Source organism: Limnobacter litoralis (genome assembly GCF_030160455.1).
Classification (GTDB): domain Bacteria; phylum Pseudomonadota; class Gammaproteobacteria; order Burkholderiales; family Burkholderiaceae_B; genus Limnobacter; species Limnobacter litoralis.
Genome location: NZ_BSOJ01000028.1, coordinates 68,783 through 80,917 on the forward strand (window position 1 = coordinate 68,783; position 12,135 = coordinate 80,917).

The window sequence follows — 12,135 nt, forward strand, 5'->3', positions numbered from 1 at the left end:
TTGAGGAAATGCGGTCTGGCCGCATGGTCATACTTGTCGATGAAGAAGATCGCGAAAACGAGGGCGACCTTGTGCTCGCTGCCGACTTTGTCACGCCCGAAGCGATCAATTTCATGGCCAAATACGGTCGGGGTCTGATTTGTCTGACCCTGACGGAACAGCGCTGTCGCGAACTGGGCCTAAGGCCAATGGTTGCAGCCAACGGTTCGTCCCACGGCACCAATTTCACGGTTTCCATTGAGGCGGCCGAGGGCGTGTCAACCGGTATTTCTGCAGCCGATCGCGCGCGCACCATTCGAGTGGCGGTCAACCGCGATGCTAAACCGGCGGATTTGGTCCAGCCCGGTCACGTATTTCCTTTGTCTGCAGTCAATGGCGGCGTGCTGATGCGTGCAGGGCACACAGAGGCGGGTTGTGATCTGGCCGCCATGGCAGGTCTGACGCCGGCTTCCGTCATTTGTGAAATCATGAAAGACGACGGCACCATGGCCCGATTGCCCGATCTCATGGAGTTTGCGAAAGAACACGGTTTGAAGATTGGCACTATCGCTGATCTGATTCATTACCGCAGCTCCCATGAATCACTGGTGGAGCGCGTTCATGAACGTCCAATTCAGTCGGATCACGGCGTGTTTCGCGGTGTTGCTTACCGAGACAAGCCAACCTCAGGTGCACATTTTGCGCTGGTGTATGGCGACGTCAAAGCCTCGGAAGAAACCCTGGTGCGCGTGCACGAGCCCAGTTCAATTCTGGACTTGCTGGAAGCAACCTTGTCCGAACACTCCTTCTCCATTCCGGCGGCCATGAAGCGCATCGTTGAACATGGTTCAGGGGTGATCGTGCTGCTGAATTGCAATGTGTCCTCCGAGCGTTTGTTGGGGCAGTTCAAGTCACTGGACGAAATTGAAGAAAGCGGGGCCACTTCACGCAAAGGCGCAGGGTCGAGCCCCGACCTCCGTACCTACGGGGTAGGCGCCCAGATTTTGAAAGACCTTGGCGTTGCCAAGATGAAGTTGTTGTCCAAACCCCGAAAGATGCCCAGCATGACTGGATTCGATCTGGAAATTTCTGGTTATGTTCACGGAGAAGCCAAATGAGTAACAGTCCCGGTAGTGTGCCCGCCAACCTCAATGGAGACGGCATTCGAGTAGGCGTTGTTCAGGCCCGCTTCAACGAAGAGATCACCAATGGTCTCTGGAAGGTCTGCTGCGCCGAGCTTCTTCGCCTGGGTGTGCAAAGTGAAGATGTGCTTCACATCACCGTACCGGGTGCCATGGAAATTCCTGTCACGCTCGACAGATTGGCCTTGTCCGGCGAATTTGACGTCCTGATTGCATTGGGTGCCATCATCAAGGGCGACACTTATCACTTTGAGATTGTGAGCAACGAAAGCGCTCGCGGCGTGTCGGACGTGGCCCTTCGCCACAACCTGCCGGTTATCAACATGATTTTGACCACCTACACTGAAGACCAGGCGATTGAGCGCATTGAAGACAAAGGTGTGGATGCCGCCCGAGGTGCCGTCGAAATGGGGAACCTCATGATGGCGATGGACGACAATCTTCCGCTGGAAGACGAGTTGGAAGAAGAAGACGATGAGTGAAGTGGATCAAAAAAGAAAAGGAATGCACACCCGCAATGCGCGCAGACGATCCAGAGAACTGGCGTTGCAGGGTTTGTATCAGTGGTTTTTAAACCCCGTTGACGCCGGGGCCCTGGATGCGCATCTTCGCGATGCGCCGGGGTTTGCCAAGGCAGACATGGTTCATTATCAATCCCTGTTGCATGGCAGCCTTAAAAATCTGCAGACTCTCGCGGATTTGCTGACCCCGCACCTTGACCGAGGCTGGGATGAATTAAGCCCAGTTGAAAAATCTGTGTTGGTCTTGGGGGCACGTGAGCTGGTAGAACATCCCGACATTCCCTATCGGGTGGTCATCAACGAAGCGGTCGAGTTGACCAAAACCTTTGGTGGCACGGATGCACACCGCTTCGTGAATGGGGTACTCGACAAACTCGCCCAGCAGGTGCGAGAAGTTGAGGTACAAGCCGCCGCTCGCGACTGAATTCTTCAGCGATGGAGTTTGATCTCATTCGAACCCACTTCGCACTGCCTTTTCAGCATTTGGCAGACGCATCGCACCCGCGAATTATTCGAGGCATCGGTGACGATTGCGCCCGATTGCGTCCAGATGATGGGCAGGTGATGGTGATCTCCACAGATCTGCTGGAATCCGGAATTCATTTCTTTGATGACGCTTCGGCGTTCGAGTTGGGCTGGAAATCACTGGCCGTAAACCTGTCGGACCTTGCGGCATGCGGTGCAGAGCCTTTGGGTTTTGTATTGGGTCTGGGTCTGTCGAGTGTTTGTCACGATTGGTTGTCCGGGTTTTCCAGAGGCTTGCTGGCCGCAGCCCAAGAATACAACTGTCCCTTGGTGGGCGGGGACACCACCCGACGGCAGTCGGGCCTGGGTATTTCCATCACAGTGATGGGTCAACACCCAGCCAGTCATCAAGGCTATGACCGCGCTGCAGCCCAGTTGGCTGACCGTGTCTGGGTCACTGGTGTGCCAGGTTTGGCTCGCTTGGGGCTGCTTCTGGAATGTCAATCTCGCGGTTTGCCGCTCTCTTTGCCCCCATTTTCTCAAGAACATTTACTTGCCCTGTTGAACAGCACGCCAGCTTTGGTTCGCTCCAAAGCACTTGATGCGCTGCACAAGCCCAGGCCCCCCCTTCAATTTTCAATGGCCTTGCGACCGATTGTTCATGCGGCACTGGATTTGTCAGACGGCATGACGGGTGACTTGGCCCACATTGCCAGTGCCAGCAAACTCGGGATTGAGTTGGAAGAAGACGCGCTGGATTGCGTGTGGCAGCAGGTGTGGGGCGATTCAAAGCTTGATTTTGCGTTTTCCAGAGCGCTTGCACTTAGCGGTGGCGACGATTACCAACTGGCGTTTTGTGCCCAAGAAACGCGCTCCGAGGAAATTCAATGGCTGGGTAGTCGTCACCAAGTGCAGGTCACTCCCATTGGGCGGGTTTGCTCAAGCGAGGGGATGTTTTTCAGGTCGCTCAATGGTAATGTAAGGCCACTGGCCATCGGCTCTTTCGCTCATTTCGCTTTTCTGAAGCCATCCCATGACTGACACGCCCTTTTCAACCACGCCGAGGATCAAAAAGCCAGGATGGGGTTTTATGCTGTCCAACCCCCTGCATGTTTTTTCTCTGGGGTTTGGCAGTGGTTTGGCCTGGTTCAGTCCGGGCACCTTCGGCACTTTGATGGGGTGGTTGCTGTATGTTTGGATCAACCCCCGGATGACCGAGGGCACATGGCCTGTGTTGATTGCCATTGCTTTCGTCGCCGGTTGTCTGTTTTGCCACGTGACGGGCAGGGCGCTCGGCGTGGTTGATCACGGCGGCATTGTATGGGATGAAATCGTGGCCATTTGGATTGTCCTGTTCGTGGCCGCACGGTATTTTTCATCGCCGTTCGAACAGTTGTTCTGTGTGCTGGTGTTCCGGTTTTTTGACATTGCAAAGCCGCCGCCCATTCGCTGGTTCGACCGCCATTGGAAAAACGGGTTCGGCGTGATGTTCGATGACGTCGTGGCGGCGTTGATGAGTTTGTTGACCCTGGCCGCTTATGTGTATGTTTTTCGCCTTGGGGGGCATTGATGGAACCCGCCTTGGTTGATTTACTGAGCAGTGTATCTGCGCTTTTTTTGGCAGAAAAGAAAAAGCTGGCCGTCGTCGAATCGTGCACGGGCGGGCGTTTGGGGGCAGCGCTGACCTCCGTACCAGGGGCCAGCCAGTGGTTTGAGGGTGGGTTCATCACCTATTCCAATGTCGTCAAAATGAAGCAGGTTTACGTCAGGGAGTCCACGCTTCAGGAAAATGGCGCGGTCAGTGAGGAGTGCGTCAAAGAAATGGCCAACGGCGGTATGATTGCCATGAACGTGGATTGTGCGCTGTCGATTTCTGGAATCGCTGGGCCTGACGGTGGTTCAGAAGACAAGCCTGTGGGTACGGTCTGGATGGGGTTGGCTGTCAGGCACCGGAAAATTGAAGCACACCGCTTTCATTTCCATGGCGATCGAGAGGCAATTCAACAACAGGCCGTGGCAGCAGCCTTAAATTTGCTGGGTTCTGTTAATTTTAAAAAGACTGTATAGAAATACAGCTTTATTTGTGCAATAATCTGCGTACTCCCAATTTCACGATCAAAGGCATCAACTCATGGAAGACTTGCGTACCAAGAATCAATCTGCAGACAAAGTAAAGGCCCTGGCTGCGGCACTGGGTCAAATTGAAAAGCAGTTTGGCAAAGGCAGCATCATGCGCTTTGGCGAAGGTGAGGTAATTGACGACATCGAAGTGGTGTCTACTGGTTCGCTGGGTCTGGATGTGGCGCTGGGTGTGGGCGGTTTGCCTCGTGGTCGTGTGGTTGAAATTTATGGCCCTGAATCTTCAGGTAAAACCACCCTGACCCTGCAGGTGATTGCAGAAATGCAAAAGCTGGGCGGCACTTGCGCGTTTATTGATGCTGAGCACGCTCTGGATGTCCAATATGCTCAAAAACTGGGTGTCAATCTGCCCGACCTCCTGATTTCTCAGCCCGACACTGGTGAGCAGGCTCTGGAAATTGTGGACGCACTGGTTCGTTCTGGCTCCGTTGATTTGGTGATTGTTGACTCGGTTGCTGCGCTTACTCCCAAAGCCGAAATTGAGGGCGACATGGGCGATTCCCTGCCTGGTTTGCAAGCACGCTTGATGAGCCAGGCCCTGCGCAAATTAACAGCCAACATCAAAAGAACCAATTGCCTGGTGGTTTTTATCAACCAGATCCGCATGAAGATCGGTGTGATGTTTGGTAGCCCTGAAACCACCACAGGTGGTAATGCGTTGAAGTTTTACAGTTCAGTGCGTCTGGATATCCGCCGAATCGGTTCAATCAAAAAAGGCGAAGAGGTCATCGGCAGTGAAACACGAGTGAAGGTTGTTAAAAACAAGGTCAGCCCACCGTTCAAACAGGCCGAGTTCGATATTTTGTATGGTCAGGGCACTTCTCGCGAGGGTGAAATCATTGACCTGGGTGTGGCCAACGGTTTCGTGGACAAGGCGGGTGCCTGGTATGCCTACAACGATGAAAAGATTGGTCAGGGTAAAGACAATGCCCGTGAGTTCTTGAAAGCCAATCCGGCCATCGCCGTTGAAATTGAGAACAAGATCCGCGAAAAGCTCGGCGTGAAGGCAGTTGCGTCTACTGCACGCAATGAGGCATCCGCTTAATAGGCGCAAAGTGGCCGCCAGAATCAAGGCGGTCGATCTATTGTCGCGTCGGGAACATTCCCGCCGCGAGCTATTGGCCAAACTCTTGACCAAAGGCTATTCTCAGGAAGAGGCTGAAGACGCCGTCGATTGGGCCATGAAACAAGGCTTCCAGTCAGATGAGCGTTTTTCGAACAGCCTCTTTCGTCGTCGTGCACCCACTTATGGCGATCAATTCATTCAGGCTGAGCTGGACCAGCATCAGGTCGGTGTCACTCTTTCGGGGCAGGTTGATGATTTGGAGCCCGAAGAGGTGCGTGCGCGGAAATGGCTTGAGCGGCGATATGCAGCCAAGCTAGCCGCTGCACTGGCATGCGAAGACACGGATCACCGTGAAAATCTGCTTCAACTGAAGGCCAAAGCCATCCGGGCGTTGGGTGCCCGTGGGTTTCACTTTCACAACATCAATTTGGCATGGACTCGTTTCCTTCAAGATCATTCGGAAGATGCGTGATATGATCCATCTCGGCTTATGTGTTTAAATAGAAGTGATAGTCTAGATACTTGACGAAGCGTCGGGTAGCGGCACAAACAGCAAAGACGAATTGATGAAAACAGTTTCCTCACGCATGTTCTGCATGCTTCATTTTTGTTTCGGCAATCTTCACGGGTCGCCAGCAGCACTGTCACGCATTTTCAAGCACTCTTCCAAATTTGAACTTGTCAGTCAACCGCCTGTCGGAATTTGATTGACTCAAGCTAACTCTTCCCCTCGAAGGATTGCAAATGAAAATTCATGAGTACCAAGGCAAGGAAATTTTAAAAAAGTACGGCGTGGCTGTTCCCACTGGATATCCATGTTTCTCTGTGGACGAAGCTGTGGCTGCTGCTGAAAAACTGGGCGGACCGGTCTGGGTGGTAAAGGCTCAGATTCACGCAGGTGGACGAGGCAAGGGTGGTGGCGTTAAGGTCGCCAAAAGCATGGACGAAGTAAAAACATACGCCAGCCAGATTCTCGGCATGCAGTTGGTGACTCACCAAACAGGACCTGAGGGTCAGAAAGTAAGTCGCCTCTTGGTTGAAGAGGGCGCAGACATCAAGAAAGAATACTACGTTGGTATTGTGGTCGACCGCGTTACCCAGCGCGTCTGCATCATGGCTTCCAGCGAAGGCGGCATGGAAATTGAAGAAGTGGCAGAAAAGACGCCAGAGCTGATTCACAAGGTGTACGTCAACCCAGTCACAGGTTTGACTGATTCTGAGGCCGATGATCTTGCCTCAAAAATCGGCGTGCCAGCTGCTTCAGTTGCCAAGGCGCGCGTTATTTTCCAGGCCTTGTACAAGGCTTTCTGGGACACCGATGCCAGCTTGGCAGAAATCAATCCTCTGATTTTGACCGGATCTGGTGACATCGTCGCGCTGGACGCGAAGATCAACTTTGACTCCAACGCCCTGTACCGTCATCCAGACGTGGTCGCCATGCGCGATCTCGCTGAAGAAGACCCCGCCGAAATTGAGGCCAGCAAGTTTGATCTGTCTTACATTTCTCTGGATGGCAACATTGGCTGTCTGGTCAATGGCGCAGGCTTGGCCATGGCCACCATGGACACCATCAAGCTGTTTGGTGGCGAGCCAGCCAACTTCCTCGACGTGGGCGGTGGTGCCACCACTGAAAAGGTGACTGAGGCCTTCAAGATCATGTTGAAGAACCCCAATTTGAAAGCCATTCTGGTGAACATCTTCGGCGGCATTATGCGCTGTGACGTGATTGCCGAAGGTGTGGTTGCTGCGTCAAAGGCCGTTGGTTTGAGCGTTCCACTGGTCGTTCGCATGAAGGGCACCAACGAAGACCTGGGCAAGAAAATTCTGGCGGATTCCGGTCTTCCCATCATCGCAGCAAACACCATGGGTGAAGCCGCGCAAAAGGTTGTGGCTGCTACCAAGTAAGGTTCAACAATTAACACGGGGTTGAGCCTTGCGGCTCCCCCGACTTTCATAGAAGGACAAACAGATGTCAATTCTGATCAACAAGGACACCAAGGTCATTACCCAGGGTATTACAGGTAAAACCGGTCAATTTCACACTCGCATGTGTCGCGATTACGCCAATGGCAAAAATTGCTTTGTAGCAGGTGTAAACCCCAAAAAGGCCGGAGAGGATTTCGAAGGGATTCCAATTTATGGCACTGTTTCCGATGCAAAAAAGCAGACAGGCGCTACTGCCTCGGTTATTTACGTTCCACCTCCCTTTGCGGCGGCAGCCATTTGGGAGGCAGTTGAGGCCGATTTGGACTTGGTGATCTGTATCACCGAGGGTATTCCTGTTCGTGACATGATCGAGGTGCGCGACCGTATGAAGCGCGAAGGGCGCAAAACCGTCTTGGTGGGTCCAAATTGCCCAGGCGTTATCACACCTGATGAAATCAAAATCGGCATTATGCCCGGTCATATCCACAAGAAAGGACGGATCGGCGTGGTTTCACGCTCTGGTACCCTGACTTACGAAGCAGTTGGCCAGTTGTCTGAGTTGGGCTTGGGCCAGTCCAGTGCCGTGGGCATCGGTGGTGATCCAGTCAACGGCTTGAAGCACATTGAGGTCATGAAGCTGTTCAATGACGATCCCGACACCGACGCCGTCGTCATGATCGGCGAGATCGGCGGCAGTGACGAGGAAGAGGCCGCATTGTGGGTGAAAGAGAACATGAAAAAGCCTGTTGTGGGCTTTATCGCCGGTGTTACTGCGCCCCCCGGAAAACGCATGGGCCACGCTGGCGCCATCATTTCTGGTGGCAAAGGCACCGCTCAGGAAAAGCTCGCCATTATGGAAGAATGCGGCATCACCGTGACGAAAGATCCTTCTGAAATGGGCAAGTTGCTGAAAAAGGCGATTGGTGCCTGATTAGCCATTTTCCTTGGTTAAGTAGAAATAAAAGCCCCCCTAATCCTGTTAGGGGGGCTTTGTTTCTTAACCTTATCAGGGGTGTTTAAGGCGATAACCCAAAGCGAACAATAGAGGCTCCTGCATCGCTTTTTACAAAGGGTTACGCACTCATGAACAGCACATTCAAATCACAAAACACGAATCGCGAGAGCGGTTTTACTTTGATCGAGTTGATGATCGCCATTGCGATTGTCGGTATTTTGGCCTCCATTGCGGTGCCTGCATTTTCCAATTATCTGGGTCGGGCTAGAATTTCAGAGGCAATCAATTATGCAGAGGGTTGCAAAACGGGTTTCCTTGAATATTATTCAACCAACGGTACGCTGCCAAATGACAACGTAAAGGCCAATTGTCCATCCATTCAAACTGACAACGTTCAGCGTGTTGTCATTTCAAATTATGGTATCCAAGTACAGATGGCCACCGGTGCCGGGAGGACAGCAATTCCGACCGACATGCGTGGACGATACGTCTACCTGCAGCCTTTGCAGGCGGATGGAACACTGGCGGTAGCAGGCAATCCGATCGTGTCCTGGAAGTGCTCAGTGTCAACCAATGCAAGCGGTGGGGTTGCCAATTCAAAAGCGAAAGACCTGGTGCCCGCGATTTGCAGGAACGATCCGGTCACACCATAAGAGCCGTAATTTCCGAATCTATCATTCAACCTTTGAAGTCACTTTTCCCACCCGTCTTCTCCAGAAGACGGGTTTCTTTCATGACCATGCCTTTGTCGATGGCCTTGAGCATGTCGTAAATGGTCAGAAGGCCAATCTGTACACCAGTCAGTGCCTCCATCTCGACTCCTGTCTTTCCGAAGGTTTGAGCCGTGCAGATGCACGCTACTTCGTGGTTTTCATCGTCAAGTTCAAAATCGACAGCCAGACGGGTCAGGGGTAGCGGGTGACACAGAGGAATGAGGTCTGAGGTGCGTTTTGCACCTTGAATAGCTGCAATCCGTGCGACTCCAAGCACATCACCTTTTTTGCTGGTCCCCGCCTTCAGGGCCGCGTAGGCTTTGTTACCCAGCGCAATTCGGCCAATGGCGGTGGCTTTGCGTTCGGTTTCCTTTTTTGCCCCCACATCCACCATGTGCGCGTTACCTTGCGCATCGAAATGGGTGAGCCCCTGGTCTTGAAATACTTGGTCTGGCCTGTCCATATTTACTTTTCTTTACTTCATTGAACCTGTTGGACACCGGCTGGATATTGAAGTCGGCGTTGCTCGCGTTATCATAGTCTAATTGCATTTCCTGGAAGACACCATGCGCCTCTTGCGCCCCAGAAAATGGCTGCTTTCAGCCTGTTTTGCCACTGTGTCACTGAGCGTGTTGAGTTCGAATCTCTATGCAGACGGCATTGGGAACCTCCCCAACCTTGGCGATGCTGGCAGCAGCGAGCTCTCCGTGCAGGATGAGAAGAAGCTGGGAGACCTCATCATGCGGGACTATCGCACGTTCGGTCAAATCAACGACGACAGCGAAATTACGGGTTTTCTGAACCGATTTGGTGCAAAAATCGTAACGGCTGCCGGTGCCTCTCCCTCTGACTTTGAATTTTTTCTGGTGACCGACAAAACCATCAACGCGTTTGCATTGCCTGGTGGTCACATTGGGGTGAACAGCGGTTTGATCGCATCGGCTCACACTGAGTCTGAACTGGCCTCGGTTCTAGCGCACGAGGTTGGACACGTCACTCAGCGACACATCGCACGCATGTACAGTCAGCAGAAGCAGACCAGTCTGGTCTCTGCCGCTGCAATTATTGCCGGTATTCTTTTGGCATCGAGCAATCCGGATGCCGCGCAGGGTGTCATCGCCGCTGGTGCAGGCTATTCAGTCAATCAGCAATTGTCTTTTTCCCGAGATTCAGAAAGGGAAGCAGATCGGGTCGGTTTTGCAACGCTTGAAGCGGCTGGGTTCAATCCCCAAGGTATGGTTGATTTCTTCGGTCGCCTTCAGAAGAGTGCGCGCCTGTATGAAAACAACGCGCCTGCTTATCTGCAAACCCACCCTTTGACCGCCGAGCGGATTGCGGACATCAGAAACCGCGCGGGATTGGTCCCCGAGAAAAAGGATTACAACGACGACCCGCTTGAGTTTGAACTGGTGCGGGTCAAGGCAATTGTTGTAGCAGACAAATCTCCCCAGGACCTGAATGATCAACTTCGAATTTTTCAGGAGCCCATGATTCAGGAGAACATTAAGAACCCGGTGGTTCTTGCCTACGGGCGCAGCCTGGTGTTGTCAAAACTGGGCAAAACGCAGCAGGCTTTGACAGAGGTTACCAAGGCGATTGACCTCTATGATCAAGGGCGCTCTGTGGTCAAGGTTCAGGTGATGCCCGCCATGCTGCAGGCTGAGCGGTTGCGCTTGCGCTTGAAGCTTTATGACACCGGTCGTCCTGATTTAGTGCCCAATCGCGCAGACAGCACTTTGAACCCACAAGAAAAGAAGCTGTTGGCAGATCTGGAAGATTTCCGTGAGACCTACAAGGGCAACATGTCTGTGAAATTGCTGTATGCCCGTGGATTGCAAAGCTTGGGCCTGCATGAAAAGGCCGAACAGTTCTTACGGGATTTGACAGCGGCTTACCGCTCCAATGGGGATCTATTTGAGTTGGCCGCCAAAAGTGCCCAGGCGCTGGGTAAGCAGGCCGATCAACATTATTTCCTGGCTCAGTCCTATGCTGCACGCGGTGCTTACTTACCCGCCATTGAACAAACGCAGATTGCGAAGCGTTTTGCCACCAACGATTATTACTTGCTGGCGGAAATTGACGCCAAGCAGCGAGAGTACAAGCAAAAGGCCGATGAACAGCGCGAGATGATGAAGTCAATGAAGCAGTAAACCACGGCTTCAACGGGTCATCATTCGCGCATTCGGGCCGAGGGTGTCTTATTAAGCCGTCTGGTGATAACTCAAAACCCGATTGACCTCATTGGCTGAACCCAATACCACCGAGCATCGTTGGTGAAGATCAAGTGGCTCAATATCCAGAATACGGGTTTCCGCGTCGCACGCTGTACCGCCTGCTTGTTCCACCAAAAAACTCATGGGGTTGGCCTCGTACATCAAGCGGAGCTTGCCCGGTTTGCTAGGGTCGCGTTGGTCTTTGGGGTACATGAAGATTCCGCCGCGAGTCAAAACCCGGTGCACATCAGCCACCATCGACGCGATCCACCGCATGTTGAAATCTTTGCCACGTGGACCGGTTTTACCCATGAGCAATTCTTCAATGTATTTTTGCACCGGGGCGTACCAGTGACGCTGGTTTGACATGTTGATGGCGAACTCTTTGGTGTCTTCCGAAATTTGCATTCTTTCGGCCGTCAATACAAACTCGGCTGCCTCTCTGTCCAAAGTAAAGCCATACACGCCATCACCAAAGGTAAGCACCATCTGGGTTTGAGGACCGTACACAACGTACCCGGCTGCAACTTGGGTGTGGCCAGCTTGCAAGAATGATTCGTTGGTAATCAAGCCATTTTCAGGGTTTTGAAGCACGGAAAAAATTGTGCCGATTGAGACATTCACATCAATGTTGCTGGAGCCGTCCAACGGATCGAACAGAACGAGATAGGGACGGTCCTCACAGCCACGCACGGGTGAGCAATCGTCAAGCTCTTCTGAGGCCATTCCGGCCACCACACCTGTCTGCGCCAGAGATTCAAGCAGCATGTCGTTTGCAATGACATCCAGTTGCTTCTGGGTCTCGCCTTGTACATTTTCTGTTCCTGCTGACCCCAAAATACCAGCCAATGCACCCTTGTGAATGTTGGCAGAGATGTGTCGGCAGGTGTCGGCCATGGCTTCGATTAAGACAACCATGGCGGCATCGATACCGCCTTTGCCTTGCTTCGTGGTGCAAACATTTAAAAAATCAGACAAATTCGTTCTAGTCATTTGAGCATGAGCCTGTGTTTGAG

General features: G+C 52.7%; 14 protein-coding genes. 12 read left to right on the forward strand and 2 right to left on the reverse strand.

The window, feature by feature from the left end; genetic code table 11:
- Positions 1 to 23 precede the first annotated feature (23 nt).
- The 11 genes from ribBA (at position 24) to QQJ87_RS11815 (ending at position 8,846) form a co-directional block, all read left to right on the forward strand.
- Entirely contained in the window at positions 24 to 1,097 is a 1,074-nt protein-coding gene (gene ribBA / locus QQJ87_RS11765; RefSeq protein WP_431310101.1) for a bifunctional 3,4-dihydroxy-2-butanone-4-phosphate synthase/GTP cyclohydrolase II, read from the forward strand.
- Positions 1,094 to 1,603 carry a 6,7-dimethyl-8-ribityllumazine synthase gene (gene ribH, locus QQJ87_RS11770; protein WP_284281951.1) on the forward strand — a complete coding sequence of 170 codons (510 nt, stop codon included), beginning with the start codon at positions 1,094 to 1,096 and terminating at the stop codon, positions 1,601 to 1,603. Before ribBA ends, ribH begins: the two co-directional genes overlap by 4 nt.
- Before the next feature lie 22 nt (positions 1,604 to 1,625).
- Positions 1,626 to 2,066 carry a transcription antitermination factor NusB gene (gene nusB / locus QQJ87_RS11775; RefSeq protein ID WP_284281952.1) on the forward strand — a complete coding sequence of 147 codons (441 nt, stop codon included), beginning with the start codon at positions 1,626 to 1,628 and terminating at the stop codon, positions 2,064 to 2,066.
- A gap of 11 nt (positions 2,067 to 2,077) precedes the next feature.
- Entirely contained in the window at positions 2,078 to 3,148 is a 1,071-nt protein-coding gene (thiL, locus tag QQJ87_RS11780) for a thiamine-phosphate kinase (RefSeq protein ID WP_284281953.1), read from the forward strand.
- Positions 3,141 to 3,677 carry a phosphatidylglycerophosphatase A family protein gene (locus QQJ87_RS11785; protein ID WP_284281954.1) on the forward strand — a complete coding sequence of 179 codons (537 nt, stop codon included), beginning with the start codon at positions 3,141 to 3,143 and terminating at the stop codon, positions 3,675 to 3,677. The genes thiL and QQJ87_RS11785 overlap by 8 nt, the downstream gene beginning before the upstream one ends.
- Positions 3,677 to 4,174: a CinA family protein gene (locus QQJ87_RS11790; RefSeq protein ID WP_284281955.1), complete on the forward strand. Its 498-nt coding sequence runs from the start codon at positions 3,677 to 3,679 to the stop codon at positions 4,172 to 4,174. Before QQJ87_RS11785 ends, QQJ87_RS11790 begins: the two co-directional genes overlap by 1 nt.
- Before the next feature lie 64 nt (positions 4,175 to 4,238).
- Positions 4,239 to 5,291 carry a recombinase RecA gene (gene recA / locus QQJ87_RS11795; RefSeq protein WP_284281956.1) on the forward strand — a complete coding sequence of 351 codons (1,053 nt, stop codon included), beginning with the start codon at positions 4,239 to 4,241 and terminating at the stop codon, positions 5,289 to 5,291.
- A 10-nt stretch (positions 5,292 to 5,301) separates the two neighbouring features.
- Positions 5,302 to 5,784, forward strand: a complete 483-nt coding sequence (locus QQJ87_RS11800) for a regulatory protein RecX (RefSeq protein ID WP_284281957.1) — start codon at positions 5,302 to 5,304, stop codon at positions 5,782 to 5,784.
- A gap of 272 nt (positions 5,785 to 6,056) precedes the next feature.
- On the forward strand, positions 6,057 to 7,217 hold the full coding sequence (gene sucC, locus QQJ87_RS11805; RefSeq protein ID WP_284281958.1) for an ADP-forming succinate--CoA ligase subunit beta: 1,161 nt from the start codon (positions 6,057 to 6,059) through the stop codon (positions 7,215 to 7,217).
- Between the two features lie 64 nt (positions 7,218 to 7,281).
- Positions 7,282 to 8,169, forward strand: coding sequence for a succinate--CoA ligase subunit alpha (gene sucD / locus QQJ87_RS11810; protein ID WP_284281959.1), 888 nt, complete (start codon positions 7,282 to 7,284; stop codon positions 8,167 to 8,169).
- 152 nt (positions 8,170 to 8,321) lie between these two features.
- Positions 8,322 to 8,846, forward strand: coding sequence for a pilin (locus QQJ87_RS11815; protein ID WP_284281961.1), 525 nt, complete (start codon positions 8,322 to 8,324; stop codon positions 8,844 to 8,846).
- Between the two features lie 25 nt (positions 8,847 to 8,871).
- Here QQJ87_RS11815 and moaC read toward each other — a convergent pair whose 3' ends face one another.
- Entirely contained in the window at positions 8,872 to 9,369 is a 498-nt protein-coding gene (gene moaC / locus QQJ87_RS11820; protein ID WP_284281963.1) for a cyclic pyranopterin monophosphate synthase MoaC, read from the reverse strand.
- Positions 9,370 to 9,472: 103 nt separating this feature from the next.
- Here moaC and QQJ87_RS11825 point away from each other — a divergent pair, with 103 nt between their 5' ends.
- Positions 9,473 to 11,056, forward strand: coding sequence for a M48 family metallopeptidase (locus QQJ87_RS11825; RefSeq protein ID WP_284281964.1), 1,584 nt, complete (start codon positions 9,473 to 9,475; stop codon positions 11,054 to 11,056).
- Positions 11,057 to 11,107: 51 nt separating this feature from the next.
- On the opposite strand, the gene QQJ87_RS11830 is transcribed toward QQJ87_RS11825, so the two are convergent.
- A complete protein-coding gene (locus tag QQJ87_RS11830; RefSeq protein WP_284281966.1) occupies positions 11,108 to 12,112 on the reverse strand; it encodes a class 1 fructose-bisphosphatase in 1,005 nt (334 codons plus the stop codon).
- Between the last annotated feature and the right edge of the window lie 23 nt (positions 12,113 to 12,135).